Origin of the sequence: Corynebacterium sp. HMSC074C05 (genome assembly GCF_001838325.1) — a bacterium.
Classification (GTDB): domain Bacteria; phylum Actinomycetota; class Actinomycetes; order Mycobacteriales; family Mycobacteriaceae; genus Corynebacterium; species Corynebacterium amycolatum.
Window position 1 is genome coordinate 90,374 of the sequence record NZ_KV836285.1, and the last position, 23,564, is coordinate 113,937.

Below are 23,564 nucleotides of genomic sequence, written 5' to 3' on the forward strand. Positions count from 1 at the left end.
CCCCCAAATTTTCACTTTCCCAGAAACAATTGACCGTTTTCACACACTCGGTTAACACCGCTTCAAATGCTTAAGTCCCTAAAACGGGGTTGCATGAACTGGCGTGTTCCAATCATTATGGAATAGTGACTTCTCTCCTGTGCATCCTGTTCGTTACGGCAGCGCTTGCACCATGGACGATTAAGTGGCTCGGAACCCGCGGGTTCCTCGTACTCAGCCTCCCGCTGGCAGGCGGTGCCATCTACACCGGCACCCATCTCGTTCGCTTAGCTCTAGACAATGGCAACGGGGAAACTTCCGCAATCACGCAACCCGCCGTCACGCATTTTTCGTGGATGCCCATTATCCACTTGGATGTAAACCTGCGATTAGGCCCTATTGAATCGCTCTTCGGCACACTGGTTTTGACCATCGGCTTTCTCGTACTGGTGTATTGCTCCGGATACTTCGTCAATCCGCCGCCCGGAAAACGCCGTCGCATAGGCTCCTTCGCAGCCCAGATGGTTGCCTTCGCCGCGGCTATGTACGGCCTGGTCATCAGCGACAGCATCATGCTGATGTTTGTCTTCTGGGAAATTACCTCGGTTCTTTCCTTCCTCCTGGTGGGCTACTATGCCGAGCGAGCTTCCTCCCGTCGCGCAGCAGGCCAGGCACTCCTGGTCACGACACTTGGCGGGCTAATCATGCTGGTCGGTATCGTCCTAATGGGAGTGACCACAGGCTTCTGGAACTTCTCTGAACTCACCTCGCCTGGTGCTCTGACCGTGTCGCAGTTGAACTCCACGGCAGTCTCCACAGCCGCAATCCTGCTGGTCATTGGTGCACTGTCGAAGTCCGCTATCGCGCCCTTCCACTTCTGGCTGCCCGGCGCAATGGCCGCTCCAACTCCGGTTTCTTCCTTCCTGCATTCCGCAGCGATGGTCAAAGCCGGTGTGTTCCTGGTCGCCCGACTCGCGCCAACTTTCAATGCCACCAACGCCTGGCAACCAATCATCATCCCGCTCGGCCTCTTGACCATGATTATGGGTGGCTGGATGGCCCTGCGCCAGAAGGATCTCAAGCTAATCATGGCGTATGGCACCCTCAGCCAGTTGGGCTTCATTATCACGGTGGCGTCGATAGGCACCCATGCGACGATGCTGGCAGCCCTGGCGCTGACGCTCGGCCACGCCATGTTCAAGGCCACGCTGTTTATGGTCGCGGGCACAATTGACAGGCTGACTGGTACGCGCGATATCCGTGAGCTCTCTGGGCTCGGTAGAAAGTCGCCGCAGTTGCTGGTGATTTCGGTTCTCGCGGCCGCCTCGATGATGGGTGTGCCGCCGTTCTTCGGCTTTGTCGCGAAGGAAGCGGCGCTGGAGGCCACGCTCAATGCTGAGCCGCTGCACGGAATGCCGTCGGTGTTCACCACCATTGGCCTGGTCGTGGGATCGATTCTGACCGTGGCGTACTCTCTGTACCTGCTGCGTGCCGCTTTTGCGACCAAGTCCAGCACGCACGCCAGCGGTGGTGGCACTTCCCCTGCCGTGGCAGAGATGGATTCCCCGACATGGGATCAGATTGGCCCGGCTTGGCTGCTCGCGCTGGCAGGTTTGGTTTTCGGTCTGATTCCGCGCGTCCTCGACTCGATTATCTCGCCCTACCTCACCAGCGCATTCCCGAATACGGAAGCAGAAACGCACCTGGCTCTCTGGCACGGCTTCACCCTCCCCCTGGCGCTGACAGCCACGATTCTGGTCACAGGCGGCATCATGCACTGGCAGCGCAAACTGGTGCGTCAGCTGCAGTTTGATCAACCGGCTCTCGGTAGTGCCGATGCGCTTTACGACGGAATCCTGGACTTGGCCCGCCGTCTTTCTCTCCGTGTCACTGCTGCGACCCAGCGTGGTTCCCTCCCGTTAAATGAAGCGGTCATTTTGCTGACCCTCATCGTGCTGTCCATCGGTGCGTTGTTGCTCGGCGAGCGCGATGAGCTACGAATGGAACTGTGGGACTCAGCTCCGCAGGGTGCAGTTGCGCTCATCATGATTATCGCGGCGCTGGCCGCTACCCGGCAGAAGAACAGACTTTCCGGAGTCATCCTGGTAGGCGTGACCGGCTACGGCTTGGCCATTATCTTCGCCATGTTCGGCGCACCTGACTTGGCTCTGACGCAGCTGCTGGTTGAGACGGTCTCAATGATTATTTTCGTGTTGGTGTTGCGTACGCTCTCCCCGCGGGCACCGGCATCGAACCCGAGGTGGACACGACACCGTGCTTGGTTGGCCATTGCAGTCGGTGTCACGGTTCCCGTGTTGGCCGCCTACGCCATGGGCTCCCGTCGTACTGAGCCAATCTCGGGCGACATTCCGCCGCTGGCGCACGATATTGGACACGGCCAGAATGCAGTCAACGTACTGCTTGTCGACATCCGCGCCTGGGACACCTTCGGTGAAATCACCGTGCTGGTGATGGTGGCTCTGGGGATTACCTCACTGGTCTTCCGCACGCATACCATGCATATGCGTTCAAAGATTAAGCCGCAGCGGAATCGAGCTCGCCGCACCAACCGTTGGTTGAACACTCTCGATGAGTCCGGTGAAGCCGAGCGGTTGCGCTACCCGATCATGGTGCTGGTGGCATCGCGCGTGCTCTTCCCCGCCATGATGGTGGTTTCCTTCTATCTCTTTTTTGCCGGCCATAACGATGTCGGCGGTGGCTTCGCCGGTGGTCTCGTGGCTGCGCTGGCACTGACCATGCGTTATCTCATCGGTGGTCGTCGTGAGTTGGCGGCAACTCTGCCGATTCCTAACGAGATGCTTCTCGGCGGCGGTTTGCTGGTGTCGGCACTCAGCGCGTTGTGGCCACTGTTTGTGGGGTGGGCACCGCTAACTTCTACGTATGGCTCGCGGGAAATTCCGCTGCTCGGAGATGTCACTGTTGTCTCCCCCATGCTCTTTGATCTGGGTGTGTACATGATTGTGGTTAGCACGATTGTCTACATCCTGCGCAGTTTGGGCGGTGGCATCGATGCTCAGATAAACCTTCGCGCTGAGCGTGATCGTTCACGTCGTGTGAATCGAGCCGCACTCGGCCAGTCCCGCCAGCTGCGCAGCAAGTTGGCGGCGGCTAAGCCCGCAGGTGTTAAGTCCGCAGGCGCTAATCCCGCAAGCGTTAAACCTGCCGGCACTAAACCCGCAGACTCTGCCAACACAGCCACCTCAGAGGCTTCAGAACCGACAGCCCCAGCTAGGACCGAAGGAAAGGACACACACCCGTGATTCTCAATTTTGTTCTGCTAGCAACTGTCGGCACGCTGATTGCTACAGGGGTGTACCTGTTCCTCGATCGTTCGTTGACCAGGATGCTCATGGGACTGTTGCTGATGGGCAACGGTATCAACCTGCTCATCCTGCTTGGCTCTGGTTCGCCGGGACGGCCACCAATTTGGGATAGGGAATCGCTGGTCAGCGATGCTCAGGCAGACTCACTGCCCCAGGCCTTTATCCTCACCGCAATTGTTATTTCCATGGGCATGACCGCATTCCTGTTGGCTCTGCTCTATCGCCAGCACCGCTACCGCATCGGCGATCACGTGCAAGATGACCACGAGGACCGCAGCCTGGCAATGCGTCGGGCCAGCGACCCATCAGCTGCTCCGGACCACGACAAGTCCGACGATCCCACCACCGGTCGTCCCACAGAGGCCGGCGATAGCTTCGGTCCGGCCAGTTTCGAAAAGCCCGTGACCCCGCCATCAAACTCCCCAGGAGGTGACGACGATGACGACTGAGCAAATAATTCTGGCACTAATTCCGCTGCCTATCATCGTCCCCGCCGCCACCGCCGCAATTGCTCTGCTGCTGGCACGTTTTCCCAAAGCACAGCAGGCGATCGCGCTAATCTCGCTCGGCAGCCTGCTGGGAGTCGCCAGCGCCTTGGTGTATCTCATCTACGCGCACGGCGTCCACACGGTCCAGGTGGGCGGCTGGGACGCACCAATCGGCATCACGCTCGTAGCCGACAACCTCGCAGTGTTGATGATCACCGTCTCTCAGCTGGTCCTCTTTGCCGTGATGTGGTTCGGCATCGGCCAGGGTATTAGCGATGGTGACGAAGATGAGCCGATCTCCGTCTTCGTTCCGACGTACATGCTGCTCAACATGGGCGTCTCCATGGCCTTCCTGGCCGGCGATCTGTTCAACATGTACGTCGGCTTCGAGGTTCTGCTCGTAGCCTCCTACGTGTTGCTCACGCTGGGGGCATCGTCGTCACGCATTCGCGCAGGCGTGTCGTATGTGATGGTCAACATGTTGTCCTCGATGGTGTTCCTGCTGGCGATTGGCCTGGTTTATCAAGCGGTCGGCACGGTGAACTTCGCGCATATTTCTCTGCGTATGGAGGACATCCCCGATGGCACCCGCACCGCGATTTTCGCAGTGCTGCTCGTTGCCTTCGCAGTGAAGGCAGCAGTGTTCCCGCTGTCGGCGTGGTTGCCAGACTCCTACCCCACCGCACCGTCGATGGTTACCGCGGTCTTCGCAGGGCTGCTGACGAAGGTGGGTGTCTACGCGATCATCCGCACGCGCAGTGTCGTTTTCCCAGACGGCAGGCTTGACGACGTCCTGATGTGGGCCGGCCTAGCGACAATGCTCATGGGCATTCTCGGTGCCATGGCCCAAAATGACATCAAACGTCTCTTGTCATTTACGCTGGTATCCCACATCGGATACATGATCTTCGGCATTGCCGTCGGCAATACGCTGGGGCTCAGTGGCGCGATCTTCTACATCGTGCACCACATTCTGGTGCAGACGGCATTGTTCCTGGTGGTCGGGCTTATCGAGCGCCAGGCGGGCTCGTCCTCCCTGCGCAGCCTCGGTGGCCTGGCCAAGACGTCGCCGCTGCTGGCGCTGCTATACCTCGTGCCCGCGCTCAACCTCGGTGGTATCCCGCCGTTCTCAGGCTTCCTGGGCAAGGTCATGCTGATCGAGGCCGGTGCCCAAGACGGTTCCGCCACCGCGTGGATTCTGGTTGCGGGTTCGATTATCACCAGCCTGCTGACCCTCTACACCATGATTCTCGTCTGGTCGAAGGCCTTCTGGCGCGACCGTTCCGACGCCCCCGAGGGCGACACTGTGCTTGCGCAGCCAGCCGCGCTCCGGGAAAGGACTCAGATGGTTGCTATCGCAGAGCGTGACGACGTCGGCAAGATGCCACTCGGCATGGTGATGCCGACGGCTCTGCTGGTGATTGCTTCTGTGGGGGTTACCGTTCTGGCCGGGCCACTGTCCAATGTGGCTACCGAAGCGGCAAGCAACGTCGCGAATGTTGATGAGTACCGCGCAGCGGTCCTCGGTATCGACTCGGCCGATGACAAGGGCCTGGAGCAGCTGGAAAACCCAGGCCGCACCAAGAGCCCATGGAAGTCGGATTCGGCGACCGAACGTGCCACCAGCACGCTGGAAGGAGCAGGTGAAAGCTGATGAGTAAAGCGCGCGCCAAGGTGGCTGCAAAGCGACCACCACGTATTTCAATCCTGCTCTTCTTATTCACAGTGATTATTTGGGTCATGCTGTGGGGCGAGGTGACATTTGCCAATGTGCTCTCGGGAATCCTTGTAGCCACGTTGCTGAACCTCGCCATGCCTATCCCGCCAAACAGCGCGCTGGATATCAACTTCGGTGGCATGGTGCGACTGTTCGGTTCTTGGACAATCGACTTCGTGAAGGCCTCTATCAGTGTCGCCTGGCTGGCCATCCGACGAGATGATCCGCCACCGACTGCCATTATCAAGGTCCCCATGCGGACCAATGACGATATTTCGCTCACGACTGCAATGGCACTAATTAATCTGCAGCCGGGCGGCATCATCGTGGACATCGATAAGCGAAAAAAGACGCTGACCATGCATCTTCTCGACGCTTCGTCGACAGGCAAGGTAGCTGAACAAATCAACCAGTTGACCCGAATCGAGCGACGGGTGATTCGCGCGTTTGAGAACCGCGATGTCAACGAGCATCCTACCAAGTCGGACGCAAGTGACGACCAGGTGAGCAGCGAGAAGAGCAGCCGGAAAGGCGAAAATAGCAGCGAAAGGAGTAGCCGATGAACCCGGAAGTTTTTAACATTCTGCTCGGAGTGGCTGCCGCAGGCTATTTCATTGCGGTGATGATTACCCTCGGGCACATGATTGCAGGTCCAAACTCGCTGGACCGCCTGGTGGCGCTGGAGTCCATGACTGCAATGTTGCAGGGCATGCTCGCTGCGTTCATGGCCTGGAGCTTGGACACTTCGGTGGTCTACCCAATGCTCATCGTTGCGCTGCTCGGTTTCCTGTCTTCGCTGGCAGTCGCCAAGTTCCGTGTCCCAGACGAAGGAAAGAAACCCGCGAAGAGCGCTCGGAAGGGCACGGGGAAAGCTGCAAGCAAGGTCGCCACAAAGAAAACCGCACAGAAAGCAGCGCCTAAGGCAACACCGACAGCAGCTCCGAAAACAGTGAAGGGAGAGCCCAAATGATTCTCGTGGCAGACATTATCGCCATCGCACTCATTATCACCGGAATGCTACTGTGCGTTGCAGCGTCCGTGGGATTAATACGCTTCCGCGACACCATCAGTCGCATGCATGCATCCTCCAAGCCACAAACGCTGGGGCTAATTCTGACGCTGTCGGGTTCGCTTTTGCACGTCGCCACGCACGCGTCAGCTCACACAACTACTAGTAGTGACTTGGCTCTGTTGACCCTGATTATCCTGTTTGCTCTGGGTACATCGCCAATTGTTAGTAACCGCGTTGGCCACGAGGCGTTCAAAGAGAGGCTCGTCGACGAGGACAGCCTCGCCCGCGATGACAGCCGGGAATAACGAGAGGACACTCCCCGTCAAGATTGGACCCCGACCTGGAGCGGAACCGGGTTCGACCGGGGCCGCCCAGGGGGGCGCCTTTCTTCAGTTAGTGGCTAGGTTTATGCACCCCAAAAGTGCTATAGGCCTAGTCACTAATTTTTGTCTGGGCACACACCGCTTAACGACGGCTAGTCGTCTACTTGCTCGTGGAAATCTGCAGGCGCTATCGGATGCCCGGCGCGCAGTTCCTGCACCGCAAGATCCACGGCGGCACGCCACGGGGTGTGGCCAATGCGCTCTTCGTTCGCCCGTACGTCGTCCTCGGTAGCCATGGAAGGCAGCGCCCCGGCCGCATCCGCCACAGTGCGCTGCCGCTCGTATGCCGCGCCCATTTCCACGATGTTGTTGACGAATTCCAGTTCGGCTCGGCAACCCAGTTCGTCGGCAAGCGGGGCGAGTTGAACCACAAGTTCACGGAGTTCGTCGCGAACCCACCGCTCGTCGGTATCGCGATTGACGATGACCAGCGCGTCCATGCCGTAGCGGGCGGCGCGCCACTTGTTTTCGGCGATGTGCCAGGACTGCAGCGACGGTAGCTCCTCGCCAGCCTCCCACATGCGGTCGTAGTAAACCGTCAGACAGTGCGTCAATGCCACGATAGCGGCGAGTTCCTGCAGGTTAGAGGTAGCGTCAGCGACACGAATCTCAATGGTGCCGTACTTTGATGCCGGGCGAATGTCCAAGTGCATCGAGCCGGTGTGATTGATGACGCCGGAGCGGGACTGGTCGTGCATGTAGGACTCCCACTCGGGCCACGTGTAAATCGCCGGCGGCTGACCAGCGGTGGGAAGCTGCTGGTAGAGCAGGCTTCGGTTGGAAGCGTAACCCATGTCCTCACCGTTCCAGGCCGGTGAGGAGGCAGACAGCGCCAACATGTGCGGCAGCTTCGTTGCCAGGGCCTGAATGATCGGCCAAACGCGTTCGGAGTCCTTAATGCCAACATGGACGTGGACTCCCCAGATGATCATCTGGTTACCCCACCACTGAGTGCGGTTGATGATTTCGGAGTAGTGCCCCTTAGCGCTGACCTGCTGAGCAGTACCGCGGGCGAACGGATGCGAGCCCGATGACCACACATCCACCCCAACGCGATCAGCGGCCTCGAGAACCATGTCCAGCTGGCTTTGGAGCTCCGCTACGGCACCGGGCACGTTCGTGTGCACACCGGTGACGAGCTCTACGGTGTTGGCGAGGAACTCTCGCTGGAGCCCATGTCCGGGATGCTCCGCATCGATGATGTCGAGCACCTCGGCGGCAGCGGGGGCGGTGTCGCGCGTTCGTCGGTCAACGAACGCCACTTCCCATTCCACTCCCAGTGATGGCTGCGCCGATCCGGAAAATTGCTCAGTCATACCGCTATTTTTTCACACTAGGAGTCGTTTTCCTCAGTTGGCTCCGTCCAGGTGACGGTTTTTGCGCAGGAGGCAAGGTCACCGTTGGAATCGACAAGCGCAACTGTGGTGAAACTGTCTTCATCCACCTTGGACGGAACGTTCCAGACATCTGCATTCCGTTTGTCATCGACGTGCACTTCGCCGATGACACCCAACCCTTCGGTTGCGGGGCTGCCGATGCCACTGCAGCCAGATGCACCGCGCGCCTGCACTGTGTACTTGCCCTTATCCAAGGTAGTGAACTGACCTTTTTCGTCGGAAAGGCCCATCCATCCCTTGGCGCTCATGACCTGTACAGTTGCCAGCATTTTCATTGATCCGTCGTCGTTTGTTCGGATGAAGTTATAGGCGCTGACTCGCTCGGTCAGCTTCGGTGCAGCCGGATCTACGCTCACTGGCGCAGTGCTTGTCGACGCGCCTGCGTTCCCGTCCTTGTCGCTGCTGGATTCAACCCCCGAGCAGGACACCAACAGTGTTGCAGCACAACCCAACGCGGTGGCGACAGCAACACGACGACGCTTTACGGCGAACATAAAAACCTCACAGACCTCACTGGCTACTAGCAGAATACTAGTACCCCTTTTTCAGCCGTGATCTGTTTGAGACTGCAAAATATGCAAAAGCCCCGCGTAAGCCATGAAATGTGTGGCTTACGCGGGACTTGGAAAGCTATGGGGCTTCGCACCACGGCGGCAGGTTTTGACGCTTAGGCCGCAAACCTTAGTGAGAGACCAAAGCCTGGTGGGCCGGGAGTCTAGTGAGCCGGGTCAGTGGCGACCACGACGATTCCCGCCGGAGCGTCCCGGAGGCGGTCATCGCGAGGTGCGGCTTCCCAACCGTTGTCATGCGCGATCTGCTCAGCGGCGGCCTTTTCCTCTTCGTTCCTCGGGTCGAAGTAGACGGTGGTCTTCTCCCACACACCCATCTTCTCTTCAGGAGCATTGCCGGTCTCGCCGGCGCCCCAGCCCTGCTCGCCCATCTGCTTGGACAGGTCATCGGCGAGGCCCACGACCTCAGAGTTATTCAGGACACTGACCTTGACAGTCTTGCGGTCAATCTGGGGCGCTTCGTTGGCCTCATCCTGTGCCGGCGGATTCTCAGCGGGAGGAACCGGTTTGCCTGGCTCATTTGCCGGTGGCGGCGGCGGAACCTCGCCGTCACCATCTCCAACAGCACCATCCTTTGCCGGATCACTGCCGTTGGCCGAGTCAGCAGGCGCACCAGAGTCAACCGGAGCGGATGCCGAGGTGTCATTCTGGCCGGTGTTCTCGGCATCGTCGCCACGTGTGCTGAGTGCATAGGCACCGTAGGCGACCAGGCACACGCCGATAGCGAGCAGCACGATAGCGAGAACGCGCATGTAGCGGCCATCACCGGCACCGTCGCCGATGTCGCCGTCATCAACACCATCAGCAGCTGCGGAATTGCTAGCAGCCCCAGCGCTGGCACCGGTCGAGGCGGCGGTGGCACCAGCAGCAGCTGCACCAGCGGCGGGAGCCGCAGATTTTGGCGCTGTGTGTTGAGCATCCGACGGCTCGGAGTACGCATGGGCGCCGCCAGCGGCGGGAGCCTCCGCGTAATCGCTGTACTCATCGAAGTCGTCGAAGTCGTCATCGAGTCGATGACGGCCCGGACGCGGCGAATTCTGAGGGTTTAGTTGGTCAGACACATCCCACATCCTATATGTTCTGCTGCCGAACCGTGAAGTGAAACTTGAACCTTATGCGTCTTGGTTGTCTCGCACGGCGCGCAGCCGATGAACCAACACGGGTTCGGCCGCTTCGGCTGCCGGAGAATCGAGAAGTCGCGAAAGTACCTGGTGGTAACGGATTGTGTTGTTGCCGAAGTCCTCGGCAAAGCGACGCCGAATTGCCTCCTGCCGCGCACCGGCCATACGCGGCCCACGGCGGGCAACTTTCAGCCATTCCTTCTCAAAATCCAGCATTTTCTGCGCCAAAATGGGCTCAATGCCGCCGGTATCGCCCGCGAGTCCGGGATGCTCGGATGAGTCAGGCCGCAGCTCAGTCTCAGGTTCGTGGCTGCCGCCTATGGGCTTCTTGCTCATCATTTTCTGCACCCCGCTTTCCTTCTCATTCGCCCTGATTTTCTATTCTGCACGACACTGCTTATGCAGATACTTAGTGAAGATACATAGTAAGGCTCAGCCACCCAGCCCTACATACCACTTCCGACATCGCCCAACGTCTCCAAGACCCCTGACATCACCAGGCGATATAGAAAACATGGACGCCGAGTAGAATCAGCGACATGACTATCCGTCCCATTGTGATTGCCGGAGACCCCGTTCTCCACACTCCTACCCAGCCGGTAACCGAGGACATCTCCGAGCTGCGTGAGCTCATCGAGGACATGTACGAAACCATGGACCGCGCCCACGGTGTGGGGCTGGCTGCCAACCAGGTGGGCGTCGGCAAGCGTCTGTTCGTCTACAACTGCCCCGATGATGACGACGTCTGGCACCGCGGCTGCGTCATCAATCCGGTGCTGACCACCAGTGAAATCCCGAAGACCATGCCTAATGACGACGGTTCCGATGACGAAGGCTGCCTCTCTGTACCCGGCCTGTCCTTCCCCACCAACCGCGCGGAGAAGGCTGTCGTCACCGGCCTGGATGAAAACGGCGAAGAGGTCCGCATCGAGGCCACCGGTTTCCTCGCCCGATGCATGCAGCACGAGGTCGGCCATCTAGATGGGTTCCTCTATACCGATTGCCTCACCGGTCGTTGGAAGCGCATGGCCAAGAAGGAAATCAAGCGCGCCGGTTGGACCGAGGGCGGCCTGACCTGGATGCCGGGCGTGGATCCGGATCCGTTCGGCCACGAGGATTAGATCGTGGCGGATAGGCAATTGGAGTCGTCGGCAAGCGAAAATGCAGCACAGAAGCTACCGATTTCCCGCTGGGGCGTCGGTGAAGTGGCGGTGGGACGTCGTGTCATTGTGCGGCGCGCGCTGACCGATAAAGAAGCATTGGCCAGCGGCAAGAAGACTACGGACGTCATTGGGCATGTGCTCAGCATGGATCCGTTCGTCGTGCGTCCGCAGGTTCGTGCTGGCGTGCGTGCCGACGAATCCGTGGCAGCGGTGGACTTTAGCGATAAGCACATTTTGATTGTGAAGGCCCTGCCGGATCATCCGGTGCGCAATTCGGATATTCGCGCCGTGGAAACTGCGACAGCGAAGGCCTTCCCGGGTATCGCGCATGTGGTGGAGTCGGGCTGGCTGCTGCGAGCCGGCGATGGCATTACGGAGCGTTCCAACTCCGCGCTGCCGCTCGAACCCGGAGCCAGCACTCAGCCGGTGCCGTTGGAGAAGATTAAGTCGTTTTACGATTCCCACGATTTGCCGGTGCGGATTGCGATTCCGGATAGAATCGCCAAACCTGCACAGGCGCTGGTCGCGGGGCAGGAGTGGACGGTCGGGCCGGACATTGTGGTTATGACGCGCTCACTCGATGGGGATTTGCCGCCTGCTGAATTGGCAGCTGAATCGCACAGCGCCGTACAGGTGCTTGATGAGCACAGCGCCGAACAGGTGCTCGATGAGCACAGCGTCGAGCTTGCAGACGTGCAGGTGGATATCGCTGATCAACCTGACGACGACTGGCTGGGGCTCTACCATTTCCGCGGTACCACGCTGCCCGAGCATGCACTACAGCTTCTGCGCAATGAAATTGATGGCCGCATGTGCTTCGGACGCCTGCAAGTGCCTGACAACAATGCGCCTGAAGGCATACGCACGGTAGCCATTACGCGCGGCACGCTGACCGAATCGGACGACGGCCGTGTGTGGCTCGGGTTCTCCGCTGTGGAAGTCGCAGCCGATATGCGCCGCCGAGGACTTGGCACCCTACTGGGAATTCACATGATGCACTGGGGCGCACAACACGGGGCAGATTCTGCATATCTGCAGGTATTGGGCTCAAATGAGGCTGGCATTGCGCTATACCGGACACTCGGTTTTACCGAGCACCACCGGCACCGCTACGCGGAGCTGACAGGGGCTTAGGGGCCGGGGGTTACGTTTCGGCCCTGCGCTGCTCGCCCTGATCGCCCTACTTCCCGCGCTTAACCCTTTTAATCCGCTTCAGCTGCTTGCCCTGCTGCTCTTTGCTACCCATGCGATTGTCCATGCGGCGCTGCCCGCGCGGCAGCTCGCGCGTCTCCGGCTTTTCCACCACACGGGTGTGGACCGAGAGTTCATGACGACCTCTCCCCAGCGGATTGCGGGACGCACCCATCGCAATCCAGCCAGCCAGGCCCGCAGAGACAAACCAACCGGCGACCGGAATCATCGACGGCAGAATCCAGGCATTGCGCACAAAACCATCGCGGGCTGAGACTGGCATCCCGTGTGCACCTTCGATTTTCATGCCCATGGCGTGTTTACCCGGCGACCCGTCGAAGATGGAGTCCCCCGCCACGCGGTAGAGGTAAAAACCACCGGGACCGAGGAAGAGGCTGATCAGCATCACCATTACGCCGCTGTCCGATGTCCCCACGATGCTAGTGAGAACTGCAATGGAGGCAATCAATGCAGTGTAGATGACAGAATCCACCAACAGCGCACCACCACGACGTGCCACTGAGCCATTGGCCAGATTGGGGTCAAAGCCCAGGTGTACTGCCATTTGAGCGGTCAGCGGCGCGACTTTGGGATTAGCACTGAGCTCACCGAAGGAAGACACCCCATAGCTAGCGGGGTACCCGCTTTCATAGCCGACCGGAATGTTTGCTACCGGATATGGCACTTCCTGATACGGCATTGCCGCATCGTACGCCGCATATGCGTCGTGTTCCCGATAAGCGTTCCTGCCACTACTACCCAGGTAATCCGTCGGACTGTACTCGCCGCCGTAACGGCGATCGTCCCAGTTAGCCAACCTCGAAACTCCCTTTCCTACCGGGCTTCCGCCCACCTTATCCGTTTTTGTCCGCCTATTTTGTCACTGCTTTGTTCAACGCATGAGGCCGCCGTTTCGTTCCCCTTTTACAATCGTTGATATGCGAATCTGTGTCTGGAACGTCAATTCGGCTCGAACTCGCCTCGACCGAATGGTGGAAATGCTGCGCCGGAATGACATTGATGTCCTGGCCGTCCAGGAAACCAAGTGCAAGGACGACCAATTCCCCACCGCTGCTTTTGAAGAGCTGGGATACCAAGTCGCCCACCACGGCCTGAATCAGTGGAATGGCGTTGCCATCATCTCCCGCGTCGGCCTTGAGGACATCCAGGCAGAGTTCCCCGGTCAGCCCGGTTTCAACAAGGACCCCGACGCAACTCCCGCATTGGAGGCCCGCCATATCGCCGCTACCTGCGGTGGCGTGCGCGTCCATAGCCTCTACATCCCGAACGGCCGCGACATCACCGACCCGCACTTCGAGTACAAGCTCGAATTTCTGGAGCGGCTCCGTCAGCACATCATCGCCACGCTTGACGACGACCCGGAGGCCACCTTCATGATGGGCGGCGACTTCAACATTGCCCCGACCGACGGCGATGTCTGGTCAATGGCAGCCTTCGCAGGGAAAACACACGTCACACCGCCTGAACGCGCAGCTTTCTATGCGCTGGAGCAGGCGGGCATGAAGGAAGTAACTCGCCAATTCACCCCAAACCAGTGGACCTACTGGGATTACAAGGCTGGCCGCTTTTTCAAGGATGAGGGCATGCGCATCGACTTCCAGCTCGCCTCCCCCGCCCTCGCGGCAAAGGCGTCCGCCGGATTCATCGACATCGAAGAGCGTCAGGGCAAAGGCGCATCCGACCATGCTCCGGTGATTGTGGATTACGAAGTGTAGATAAACGGGCGGAAAAGCGCGTAGGCCTAGTTCCTACTAGGGGGTGTCGCTGGGGCCGTCGTAAAGCGGAGTCTTTGCTGCCAGCCCCTAAAATCAGGGGCAGAAATGGGCGATAAAGCACCCGCACAACACTTATGAGTCTAACTTTTTGTTCAATCTACAAATTTTCACCACAGAAAGTTATTTCGACGATATAAGGTGTTTATTCAGAACATCAATTCATTACGTCGGGAAGGAAGATCATGACTTCTGCACGCTCCCCTCAGCGCACCACTACCCCGGAGCCAGCGAGCGGCTTCCCCACCGCGGATGACTCGACTGAGTCCGATGAATCCCTGCGCGAAAGCGTGCAGAAGATTTCCATCGGCCTGTATGACTTCCTTGCATCGACTCGCCGCCTCGGTGAGCGCCCGAATGCCAGGATGGACATTTCCCAGTCGGAAATGGAAGTACTGCACTTTATTTCAACCCACCCGGGCTGCGGCGTATCCGACATTGCACGCCTGCGTTTCCTGCGCCCGTCCAACGTTTCGGCAACAGTTCGCCGTCTACTCGACAACGGACTGATTGAACGCGAGAACAATGCAAAGGATCGCCGTGCGCAGAACCTCTATGTCTCCAGCGATGGCGAGACGCTGCTGGAGCAACTTATCGACCACTGGGGTGCGCTGGTGTACGAAATTGTGCGGACAATGTCGCAAAAGGACGTTCGTGCGCTCATTAAGGCACTGCCCTCGCTACTGAAGCTGGCGGAGCACTCGGAAAGCTATGTTGAGGAGCACCAGCGCCGCCAGGAGCCGTTCTAAAAGCGTGCCGCCAAGCCCTTCTTACTAGGTACGATGATGCTTATGGCTATTACTTTGAAGAAGGCAAAAGACGTAAAGACCGCTCCGCTCGTGGCCACTGGCCTCATCGGCGGCTGGCTCACCGCTCGCGAAACAGGCATTCGCCCGCTCGGTGGCGTCATCTTGGGTGCCGCCGGCGCATACGCAGCACGCACCTGGAACGCAAAGACCGGCGCCCTGGGTGCCGCCGGCCTAGTGGCCGCCTACCTCGGCGCTTTCGGCCTCTCACACCCGCTGGCTAAGAAGATTGGCGCATGGCCGTCTGTCCTGACCGTCACCGCGCTGGCCGCTGGCGCGGCAGCAGTTGCCGACTCCAAGTAGTCGACGCAGAGAGCGCCGGTAGGTGCGAAGCCGACACCTAGTCAAGGGCCTCCAGCAGTTTCTCGAGGTGCGCGCGTACCCGGGGCCACGATTCCACAAAAGGCGGCAGCAGATCGAGGCTGTCGACGTCGTCAAGCGGAACCCAGCGCAACTCTAGGGACTCCTCGTTCGGATTCGTCTCCAGCTCTTCGGCAGCTAGTGCGTAGACCGTGTGGTATTTCCAGCCGCCGGCGAGCTCGGGGCGATCCGGATCGGCCGGGAAGGGACCGGTGGTGACCTGCGTGTCGAGGATGCGAAGCTGATGCTCCAGCAGCCCAGTTTCCTCAGCCGTTTCACGCAGCGCGGTCGCCTCAGGAGTCTCATGAGAATCACAAGCCCCACCAGGAACACCCCACGTTAGGGGGAACGATGTCCAGTCAGCTCGATACTGCATAAGCACAGTGCGCTGAGGGCTCACAATCAGCAGCCCTGCAGCTCCGAAGCGTCCCCAGCAGCGCGTACCGTTGGGGCCGGCTGCCCAACCATTTCCATCCTGAAGCATGTCTCCACCCTACGCCAGATACCCTTGTGTTTTCCGTCACAAGCCCGAGCGACTAAGATTTGCAAGGAACTAACGTTGCTCTGAGCGGAGAGATCGTCGCGGGCGACTTCGGTCACGTCGGAAGGACACGTGCACATGGGTGAAACCACTTCAAGTGCGCCTCATTCCCGTGCCCACGACAAAAACCGAAACCCATTCCACCGCAAGAATCGTGCTCCACGCCGAACTCGTTTCAGCGGTCGCACCACTCCTGGTGGCGAAAGCTTAGACACACACACTGCGGCTCAGGCGGCAAAGGAATCGAAAGATACTCCCGACACCACCCCGGCTACCGAGAGTGCGGCACCATCAACTGCTCTGGAAACTACAGAGTCCTCGGCTAATGCCCCAGCAACGGCCACAACCCCAACAGTCCTAACAGACTCTCCGCGTGATACCGACCTGCGCGTGGATGCCCTGGAAATTGGCCCGCGCAACCGGAGATTGACACGTTTTCTCGGTGAGCGTCTCTACGACAAGCTCGGCCCGTCGGCCACGTATGTGCGCCGGTCAGCGTCATTTTTGATGACGTCACCGGGCCGATTGACCACAGTCGCCCTCATCCTCATCGTCGCTATTCTGGCCGCCGGCCTATCCATGTGGCAAACAACCTCGCAACGCCAGCAGCAGCTCACCCGAATTTCGCAGCTGAGCGAGCCGATGGCCAATGCCTCGCAGAATCTCTATGCCTCGCTGACGATTGCCGATGCGTCGGCCAACACCGCCTTTTCCCGCGGCACACTCAACAGCAGCCAGGACTTGGTCAGCAACTTCGACGATGTCATCGCACAAGCATCCATGTCCGCTACCCGCGCAGCTACGGGCATTGAAAACGTCGATGCCCCAGAGATGAAGAATATCGCGACTGTACAGCGGCTGTTGCCGGTCTACACCGGCATGGTCGAGACAGCTCGCGCGAATGCGCGCCAGGGCAATCCCGTCAGTGTCGCGTACCTCGCCTCTGCCTCAAACTTGATGCAGGTCCAGATTCTGCCAGCTGCAAAATCGCTCTACGAACGCACCAGTACCACCACTAATGATGAGCAGCGCCAACTATCGAAGCCACCTCTTTTTCCGATGTCAGGCCTGGCAGCGGCAATTTTGATGCTGCTAGTCACGCAGTGGTGGCTGACTCGCCGCACCGGTCGACTATTCAACGTCGGCCTGTTTGGTGCAACCATGCTGATGGCCATCGCGCTTGTCGGTGTGGGAATTGCCACCACTCAGCCGTGGCAGTCCAACTCTCTCTTCGGAGAGCAGCGCCCGGATGTTCATGCCCTAACCGAAGTGCGCATTGATGCCCAGCAGCTACGCGCCAGCGAAACCCTCGGCTTAGTGCGCCGTCAGCCCGCGGATGCGGAGTCCTTCTCGCAGTCGGTGCGCACCCTGGTCGGCGAGCTGGAAAGAGTGGACGCCAATGCGCCGGACGACGATGTCAGAGCCGCCATCCACGGTATCTACAGCTGGGAGTCCGGTCACAACCTGATGATGGAGCACTTGAGTTCAGGCGACTACGCCGGTGCGGTTCGCATCGCGACCGATGTGGATAATGCCAGCTCGTCGGCGGCTGCGTTCAACCAGGTCGATGAGTCGCTACAGAATTCCATCGCCGAATCTCGCTTGACCGCCCGTGAGAACCTCGACCGATCCCGTCGCGCTATCGCGGCACTGTCCCTCGCCACGGTTACACTGACCGTCATCGCGGCAGTTCTGGTTGTTTTCGGCTTCCGACACCGGCTTCTGGAGTACCTATGATCGTTCCGTTCTCCCCATCGCTCCGCGGTCTCGCCGGCTGGCGGCGCAGAGCCATCCTTGGTGCACTCACCGTCGCGGGCCTCACCGTCAGTGCCTGCGCGACCGATTCGCTTGCCGACGATCCCTACTCGCGCACAATCCTGGAGGCCACCGGTGACTTTCCCCTGCCACCGGGCGCGTTCTACGACAAAGCCTCCTCGAGGAAGCCTGCGACAGAAGCCAACACGCCAGATCTGTCCACACTCGCTCCCGATGACCAAACGCCGGAAGAGCGAATCCCGGAGATTTACCAGCGCGGTCGCATCATCGTCGGTGTTGACCAATCATTGAACCTGCTCAGCTTCCGCGACTTCAGCACCGGAGAGCTTTCGGGGTTTGAGGTATCCCTGGCACAGGAGATTGCCCGGGACATCTTTGACAATCCCGATGCTGTCGAGTTTCGGTTCGTCGACAGCAACGAACGCACCGCCGCACTCGAAGACGGCACCGTCGATGTCGTGTTGCGCACTATGACGGTCACCGATGCCCGGCGCGAAAAGGTGCTGTTCTCCGCACCGTATTTGACAGCACGAGCTGGAGTTCTCGTCTCTTCACCGGGTGGCGATGCTTCCCCCGAGGACGTCGAGGACGGTCGCATCTGTGTCTCCCGGGGATCTACTACCGAGGATTTGATTCGACGGCTCTCGCCGAACAATACGCTGCTGTTGGTCGGCAACTGGTCGGATTGCCTCATTTCACTTCAAAACAGCCAGGCAGAGATTGTCGTTGCCGATGACACCATCCTCGCTGGTATCAACGACCAAGATCCGGCCACCGCCATTGTCCAGCGGGGCTTGAACGAGGAAAGCTACGCGGCCGGTGTATCCAAGGGGAACCCAGGCCTAGTTCGCCAAATCAACGCGACCCTGGAACGTATGGCAACCGATGGCACCTGGCAGTCCCTCTACGACACCTGGTTCGGCCCCTTCCTGCCAAGTGGTACACAGCCATCGCCACAGTACGGCGACGACGAAGACATACTTGGAATCTCCCCCACACCGGAAGCTGCTCCAGAAGGCGAGGTGGATAACCGATGAGCGACGAAAACCAGTACTCCGAGCAAGCCCAGCAAGCCCAGCATCCGCAGTACACGCCAGCGCCCCAGGAGGATGCTCACGCAGAGGCAGAGGCAGCTGCCACTCAGGCCGTCGCCTTCGACCCATTCGCCGATGAAGACGACGAACAAGCGCCCGGCACTGCCGCTGTCGCCTTCGACCCTTTTGCGGACGATGATGACGATGACGAAGAGTTCGATATCGCCGAATTGTTGGGGCGCGGAGGCTCGTCGTCAAGCGTGACGACCCAACCCGGCACCCAGGCACCAGATCCGTCGATGGCCTCGCACCGGAAAGCGTTGGAGGACTTTCGCCGGAAGCGATCGACTGCGCACCGTGGACGCACCGTCGCCGACGGCATGGTGCACCTGCCGTACATCACAACGCAGGATCCGCGCGATGCAGTAATGAGTGATGAGAAGATTCGCGCGACGAATAAGCCGGCGCCGAGCCTGAAAGCCGGCGATATCGTGGCGGATCAGTACGAAATTGTGGGCCCGATTGCCCACGGCGGTCTCGGCTGGATTTATCTGGCGATTGACCACAATGTCTCGGATCGCTGGGTCGTGCTCAAGGGCATGATGGCAGCGAAAAACGAGAAGGATTTCGCCGTAGTCCAGGCAGAACGCGAGTTCCTCGCGGAAATCTCGCATCCGGGAATTGTGAAGATCATCAACTTCATCGATGAGACGGACGCCAACAGCGCCACCGGCTTCATTGTGATGGAGTACGTCGGCGGCCCGTCGTTACGCAAACAGCGACGGAGCTACCCTGACGGCGTCATGCCCTGTGACCTGGCGATTGGCTACATCCTGGAGCTACTACCCGCGCTGGATTACCTGCACTCGCGCGGCGTTGTCTATAACGATTTGAAGCCGGACAACGTGCTGCTCAGCGAAGACCACGTCACGCTTATCGACGTTGGCGCGGTCACCGGCATCGGCGCCTACGGCCATATCTACGGCACGCCCGGATTCCAGGCGCCGGAGATTGCTACGACGGGACCGACGATTGCCAGTGATATCTACACTGTCGGTCGCACGCTGGCCTCGCTGATTCTGAAGTTGCCGGCGACCAACGGCGTCTACGATCCGGGACTGCCCTCACCTGTCGAAGAGCCTCTGTTCCGCCGTTTTTACTCGCTCTACCGCTTTCTACTGCGCGCTTGCCACGAAGATCCGGAGGCTCGCTTCGGTTCTGCCGAAGAGATGAGTGTGCAGCTCATCGGCGTATTGCGCGAGATTCTGGCGGTGCGCGACGGCGTGCAATTCCCACAGGCGGTGTCGAATTTCTCGCCGCAGCGTTCCACGTACGGCACTAAGCACCTGGTGTTCCGCACCGACCAGCTTGTCGACGGCATCACCCGCGGCGTGGAAATCACTCCGCAAGAAGTGACCTTCGCGCTGCCTGTGCCACTGATTAACCCGACAGATCCGGGTGCGCGCATCCTGAGCGCCTCGTCGTTTACGGAACCCAACGAACTAATCGAAACACTGACCAACGCGCTGTCCGAACCCGAGTATGGTTCTTCGGTGGAAATTCCGCTGGGCATCGTGCGTGCGAAACTGGACCTCGGATTAATTGATGAGGCCCGCGACAGCCTCTGCGACGTCTCTGAACGCTTGCAGCGCGATTGGCGTTACCACTGGTACGAGGGCGTGACTTATTTGCTTCTCGACCAATTCAACGATGCCCTCACCTCGTTCCACCACGTGCTGACAATGCTTCCCGGCGAGCCCGCCCCGAAGTTGGCGCTGGCAGCGACTCTCGAGTTGATTCAACAGCGCTTGGGCATCGCCAACGCATCTCTCCTCGAGCCCTCTGTCGCCCGCGCCGCCGCGAACTTGAGCAGCGCGCTGGATAATGTCGCTGCCGATACGCCCGAAATCTTCTCCCCCGCCTGGGCCAGCGAGTCCCTGTCGCCTCAGACGATTCGTTTCAACACCCTGCGTCTCTACGCCGTCGTGTGGGCGGCCAACCCGACGACGGTATCCTCCGCCTTCGGGCTAGCTCGTCAGCTGGCCTCTGAGCGCCAACACGAAATGGCTATCTCCCAGCTTGACCGCGTTCCCGGTAACTCCCGCCACCATCGCATGGCACGTTTGACGACGATTCTGATGCTCACCTCCGGGATGCCCTCCGAGTTGACCGAATCGAGAATTCGCCGTGCTGCGCGTCGCCTGGTGGAGCTACCAACAAATGAACCGCGCATGCCGCAGCTGCGCATCGCCGTGATGGCGTCCGCGCTGAACTGGTTGCGCAGCTCGAACCTCGACCATGCAGCTAGCTCCAATGGTCTTTTCGATGCGCCCTTTACCGTGGCTGGCCTGCGTGAAGGACTGGAAAAAGACTTACGGATGCTGGCGCGCTCTTCACAGTTTCCGCGACACCGCTACAACTTGGTGGATATCGCAAATCTCATTCGGCCACGAACTTGGCGTTAGCTCTGTACCAGCTCTTTACTGAACCTGGTCAAACATGCGGTTGTGGGCGTGAGCGCCACCCCAGAATTGGTGAATAAAGAGAGAATTGCCGTTCGTGGTTTAAGATATCCTCTATGTTTGCCTCTTCGAAATCCTCTCTCCGCAGCGCTAAGCGTGTCATTATCAGCGCTGCAGCCGTCACCACCGCCTTTGGTATTGGGGCCGGCACTGCCGTTGCCCTGCCGGTTTCCCCGGACCTGCAGTCGCTCAGCCAGAGTGTTCGGGACCTCAAGCTGCCGGAGATCTCGACTCTGAACCCGGGCGACCTTGCTCCTGAGCTCTCTGAGGTTCTGGATTCCTCTTCGGTGAAGCTGCCGGATTCGGTCGTCGCCCTAATCAATGAAAACTTCAGGTTCGCTGAAAACAACAAGCAGGTGGCGGACAAGGTCAAAACTCAGCTGCTGAACGCCATCGACAGCCTGCCGCTGCCAGCTGCGCAGAAGGCCGAAGCCACCCGCGTCGTCAACGAGATTTTCGGTTTGCTGGAGGGCCAAGACAAGCCGTCGCAGCCTGAGCCGGCACCTGCCCCTGCCCCTGCTCCACAGCCAGAGCAGAAGCCACGCCCTGAACCACGTCCAGAGCCAAACAACCCGTGCCCGCCGAGCGCCCGCGCATGCGTTGACCTGGCTAACCAGAAGACCTGGCTGCAGGAAAACGGCAACATCACCTACGGCCCGGTGCCCATGTCCTCCGGTATGCCAGGTTACGAAACCACCCGTGGACACTTGAGCGTTACCCGCAAGGTCCGCGATGAGTGGTCGGTTCCTTACAACGGTCCGATGCCGTTCTCTGTGTACTTCACCAACGACGGTGAGGCTTTCCACGAGGGTTCGGTCAATCAGATGTCCCACGGCTGCATTCATCTGAATCACGATGATGCTGTGATGTACTTCAACACTCTGCAGGTCGGCGACGGCGTCTACATCTGGTAGTTACCTGCGCTGATGCGTTGAAATAATGACCAGGTGACTGAGCCTATTGAGGCATAGGCGCAGTTTTCCCTGGCGGTGAAAATGAGCTCGCCCCACTAGATTCTTCCAGTTTGGAAGGCAGTGGGGGCGAGCTCATTTTTTGTTGAGCTTTTGTTGAGTTACAGTCGCGGATTCAACAGGTGAGGTACACGGCAGCCGTCGATTACGGGTTACCGGAACCCTGCCTACTCGTCAGGGTTCCGGTCCAAAGAACTAGTCCACGAAGCTCATTGCGTAGCGGGCAATGGCCAGTTCCTCATTGGTCGGTACCACGAAGACCTTGACCTTCGAGTCATCCGCCGAAATCAGACGTGGGCCGTCATTCGGCTGGGAGTTGAGCTCGTCATCAATTTTGATACCGAAGTTCTCAAGCTCAGCCATCGAATCACGGCGGATACCGACGTGGTTCTCACCGACACCGGCGGTGAAGGTGATGGCATCGAGGCGACCGAGAATCAGCATGTACGAGCCGATGTAGCGGCGCAGCTGGTGAACATACATCTGGTATGCAGCCCAAGCATCCGGGTCGTGGTCATCCATGCGCTCCTGCAGGACTCGGAAGTCATTGACACCAGAGACGCCCTTCAAACCGGACTGGCGGTTGCACAGATTGTCGATCTCATCGATGCTCATGCCGTTGCGGTAGAGGTGGAAGATGACGCCCGGGTCAATGTCACCGGTACGAGTGCCCATCATCAGACCAGCCAGCGGAGTCAGCCCCATCGAGGTATCCACCGCCTGGCCACCTCGGATAGCCGCACACGACGCACCGTTACCCAGGTGCAGCGTAATCTGGTTGATTTCCTCTGCCGGCTTATTCAGAAGGTCCGGCACCTGCTTGGAAACAAACTCATGCGAGGTGCCGTGGAAGCCGTAACGACGGATATCAAACTTCGATGCGACCTCTGCATTTAGCGGGTACAGAGCAGCAGCTGGCGGCATGGTGTGGAAGAAACCAGTGTCGAAGACGGCGACGTGCGGCACGTCGGGAAGCAGCTTGCGAGACTCTTCGATACCTACGATATTGGCCGGGTTGTGCAGCGGCGCCAGCGGAATAAGGTCGCGGATCATGCCGACGATCTCGTCGGTAATCAGCTCCGGTCCAGAGAACAGGCGACCACCGTGAACGACGCGGTGACCGACGGCGGCAATATCCACCGACTCCGGACCAACACCGTGCTCATCCATCAGTTCGAACGCGCGGTCAAGGCCACTGGCGTGGTCAGCGATAGGCTCGGTGATTTCAATCTTCTGTCCGGAGAACTTCAGATTAATAATGCCGTCTTCTTCACCAATGCGCTCCACCAAACCGGAGACATACGGCGGCTGCGTTGAGTCCTTCTCCGGATCTACCAGCTGAAACTTGATAGAGGAGGAACCGGAGTTCAAAACAAGTACGTGACGGGACATAATAA

At 59.3% G+C, this 23,564-nt stretch carries 22 protein-coding genes; 15 read left to right on the forward strand and 7 right to left on the reverse strand.

Annotated features, from left to right (window positions below; all coding sequences use genetic code 11):
- The first annotated feature begins 122 nt into the window (after positions 1-122).
- Genes HMPREF3042_RS03755 through HMPREF3042_RS03780 form a run of 6 tightly spaced genes read left to right on the forward strand, consistent with a single transcriptional unit; the run spans position 123 to position 6,845 of the window.
- Entirely contained in the window at positions 123-3,260 is a 3,138-nt protein-coding gene (locus HMPREF3042_RS03755) for a Na+/H+ antiporter subunit A (protein ID WP_083327421.1), read from the forward strand.
- Positions 3,257-3,772 (forward strand): Na(+)/H(+) antiporter subunit C, encoded by a 516-nt coding sequence (locus HMPREF3042_RS03760; RefSeq protein WP_048760372.1) that lies wholly within the window; start codon positions 3,257-3,259, stop codon positions 3,770-3,772. The genes HMPREF3042_RS03755 and HMPREF3042_RS03760 overlap by 4 nt, the downstream gene beginning before the upstream one ends.
- Positions 3,762-5,465: a Na+/H+ antiporter subunit D gene (locus HMPREF3042_RS03765; protein WP_070856102.1), complete on the forward strand. Its 1,704-nt coding sequence runs from the start codon at positions 3,762-3,764 to the stop codon at positions 5,463-5,465. Before HMPREF3042_RS03760 ends, HMPREF3042_RS03765 begins: the two co-directional genes overlap by 11 nt.
- Positions 5,465-6,091, forward strand: a complete 627-nt coding sequence (locus HMPREF3042_RS03770) for a Na+/H+ antiporter subunit E (protein WP_070856103.1) — start codon at positions 5,465-5,467, stop codon at positions 6,089-6,091. The genes HMPREF3042_RS03765 and HMPREF3042_RS03770 overlap by 1 nt, the downstream gene beginning before the upstream one ends.
- Entirely contained in the window at positions 6,088-6,498 is a 411-nt protein-coding gene (locus HMPREF3042_RS03775) for a monovalent cation/H+ antiporter complex subunit F (protein ID WP_070840970.1), read from the forward strand. Before HMPREF3042_RS03770 ends, HMPREF3042_RS03775 begins: the two co-directional genes overlap by 4 nt.
- The gene (locus HMPREF3042_RS03780; RefSeq protein WP_038626688.1) at positions 6,495-6,845 is read left to right on the forward strand and encodes a monovalent cation/H(+) antiporter subunit G; all 351 of its coding nucleotides are present in this window, start codon (positions 6,495-6,497) and stop codon (positions 6,843-6,845) included. Before HMPREF3042_RS03775 ends, HMPREF3042_RS03780 begins: the two co-directional genes overlap by 4 nt.
- Before the next feature lie 170 nt (positions 6,846-7,015).
- Here HMPREF3042_RS03780 and HMPREF3042_RS03785 read toward each other — a convergent pair whose 3' ends face one another.
- The 4 genes from HMPREF3042_RS03785 to HMPREF3042_RS03800 all read right to left on the reverse strand — a co-directional run bounded on the left by HMPREF3042_RS03785 (position 7,016) and on the right by HMPREF3042_RS03800 (position 10,349).
- Positions 7,016-8,239: a glutamate--cysteine ligase gene (locus HMPREF3042_RS03785; protein ID WP_049193794.1), complete on the reverse strand. Its 1,224-nt coding sequence runs from the start codon at positions 8,237-8,239 to the stop codon at positions 7,016-7,018.
- A gap of 17 nt (positions 8,240-8,256) precedes the next feature.
- Positions 8,257-8,814 (reverse strand): hypothetical protein, encoded by a 558-nt coding sequence (locus HMPREF3042_RS03790; protein WP_049169906.1) that lies wholly within the window; start codon positions 8,812-8,814, stop codon positions 8,257-8,259.
- A gap of 221 nt (positions 8,815-9,035) precedes the next feature.
- Positions 9,036-9,950, reverse strand: a complete 915-nt coding sequence (locus HMPREF3042_RS03795) for a LytR C-terminal domain-containing protein (RefSeq protein WP_049169916.1) — start codon at positions 9,948-9,950, stop codon at positions 9,036-9,038.
- Positions 9,951-10,001: 51 nt separating this feature from the next.
- Positions 10,002-10,349 carry a DUF3263 domain-containing protein gene (locus HMPREF3042_RS03800; protein WP_070856104.1) on the reverse strand — a complete coding sequence of 116 codons (348 nt, stop codon included), beginning with the start codon at positions 10,347-10,349 and terminating at the stop codon, positions 10,002-10,004.
- A gap of 200 nt (positions 10,350-10,549) precedes the next feature.
- Here HMPREF3042_RS03800 and HMPREF3042_RS03805 point away from each other — a divergent pair, with 200 nt between their 5' ends.
- Both HMPREF3042_RS03805 and HMPREF3042_RS03810 read left to right on the forward strand, forming a co-directional pair.
- Positions 10,550-11,131 carry a peptide deformylase gene (locus HMPREF3042_RS03805; protein ID WP_049169904.1) on the forward strand — a complete coding sequence of 194 codons (582 nt, stop codon included), beginning with the start codon at positions 10,550-10,552 and terminating at the stop codon, positions 11,129-11,131.
- Positions 11,132-11,134: 3 nt separating this feature from the next.
- On the forward strand, positions 11,135-12,307 hold the full coding sequence (locus HMPREF3042_RS03810) for an N-acetylglutamate synthase, CG3035 family (protein WP_083327417.1): 1,173 nt from the start codon (positions 11,135-11,137) through the stop codon (positions 12,305-12,307).
- 46 nt (positions 12,308-12,353) lie between these two features.
- Here HMPREF3042_RS03810 and HMPREF3042_RS03815 read toward each other — a convergent pair whose 3' ends face one another.
- Entirely contained in the window at positions 12,354-13,181 is an 828-nt protein-coding gene (locus HMPREF3042_RS03815; RefSeq protein ID WP_246822308.1) for an RDD family protein, read from the reverse strand.
- Between the two features lie 121 nt (positions 13,182-13,302).
- Between HMPREF3042_RS03815 and HMPREF3042_RS03820 the strand changes: the two genes are divergently transcribed.
- The 3 genes from HMPREF3042_RS03820 to HMPREF3042_RS03830 all read left to right on the forward strand — a co-directional run bounded on the left by HMPREF3042_RS03820 (position 13,303) and on the right by HMPREF3042_RS03830 (position 15,266).
- A complete protein-coding gene (locus HMPREF3042_RS03820; protein ID WP_070856106.1) occupies positions 13,303-14,100 on the forward strand; it encodes an exodeoxyribonuclease III in 798 nt (265 codons plus the stop codon).
- Positions 14,101-14,342: 242 nt separating this feature from the next.
- The gene (locus tag HMPREF3042_RS03825) at positions 14,343-14,906 is read left to right on the forward strand and encodes a MarR family winged helix-turn-helix transcriptional regulator (protein ID WP_016421518.1); all 564 of its coding nucleotides are present in this window, start codon (positions 14,343-14,345) and stop codon (positions 14,904-14,906) included.
- A 42-nt stretch (positions 14,907-14,948) separates the two neighbouring features.
- Positions 14,949-15,266, forward strand: a complete 318-nt coding sequence (locus tag HMPREF3042_RS03830) for a hypothetical protein (protein ID WP_172954624.1) — start codon at positions 14,949-14,951, stop codon at positions 15,264-15,266.
- A 37-nt stretch (positions 15,267-15,303) separates the two neighbouring features.
- On the opposite strand, the gene HMPREF3042_RS03835 is transcribed toward HMPREF3042_RS03830, so the two are convergent.
- Positions 15,304-15,807 (reverse strand): NUDIX domain-containing protein, encoded by a 504-nt coding sequence (locus tag HMPREF3042_RS03835; protein WP_070851399.1) that lies wholly within the window; start codon positions 15,805-15,807, stop codon positions 15,304-15,306.
- A gap of 135 nt (positions 15,808-15,942) precedes the next feature.
- On the opposite strand from HMPREF3042_RS03835, the gene HMPREF3042_RS03840 reads away from it, so the two are divergent.
- The 4 genes from HMPREF3042_RS03840 to HMPREF3042_RS03855 all read left to right on the forward strand — a co-directional run bounded on the left by HMPREF3042_RS03840 (position 15,943) and on the right by HMPREF3042_RS03855 (position 22,110).
- Positions 15,943-17,601 carry a hypothetical protein gene (locus tag HMPREF3042_RS03840; RefSeq protein ID WP_070856107.1) on the forward strand — a complete coding sequence of 553 codons (1,659 nt, stop codon included), beginning with the start codon at positions 15,943-15,945 and terminating at the stop codon, positions 17,599-17,601.
- Positions 17,598-18,677, forward strand: coding sequence for a glutamate ABC transporter substrate-binding protein (locus HMPREF3042_RS03845; protein ID WP_070851401.1), 1,080 nt, complete (start codon positions 17,598-17,600; stop codon positions 18,675-18,677). The genes HMPREF3042_RS03840 and HMPREF3042_RS03845 overlap by 4 nt, the downstream gene beginning before the upstream one ends.
- The gene (locus tag HMPREF3042_RS03850; RefSeq protein ID WP_070851402.1) at positions 18,674-21,139 is read left to right on the forward strand and encodes a serine/threonine protein kinase; all 2,466 of its coding nucleotides are present in this window, start codon (positions 18,674-18,676) and stop codon (positions 21,137-21,139) included. The genes HMPREF3042_RS03845 and HMPREF3042_RS03850 overlap by 4 nt, the downstream gene beginning before the upstream one ends.
- A 113-nt stretch (positions 21,140-21,252) precedes the next feature.
- The gene (locus tag HMPREF3042_RS03855; protein WP_070856108.1) at positions 21,253-22,110 is read left to right on the forward strand and encodes a L,D-transpeptidase; all 858 of its coding nucleotides are present in this window, start codon (positions 21,253-21,255) and stop codon (positions 22,108-22,110) included.
- Between the two features lie 252 nt (positions 22,111-22,362).
- Here HMPREF3042_RS03855 and HMPREF3042_RS03860 read toward each other — a convergent pair whose 3' ends face one another.
- Entirely contained in the window at positions 22,363-23,559 is a 1,197-nt protein-coding gene (locus tag HMPREF3042_RS03860) for an acetate kinase (protein WP_049193781.1), read from the reverse strand.
- Between the last annotated feature and the right edge of the window lie 5 nt (positions 23,560-23,564).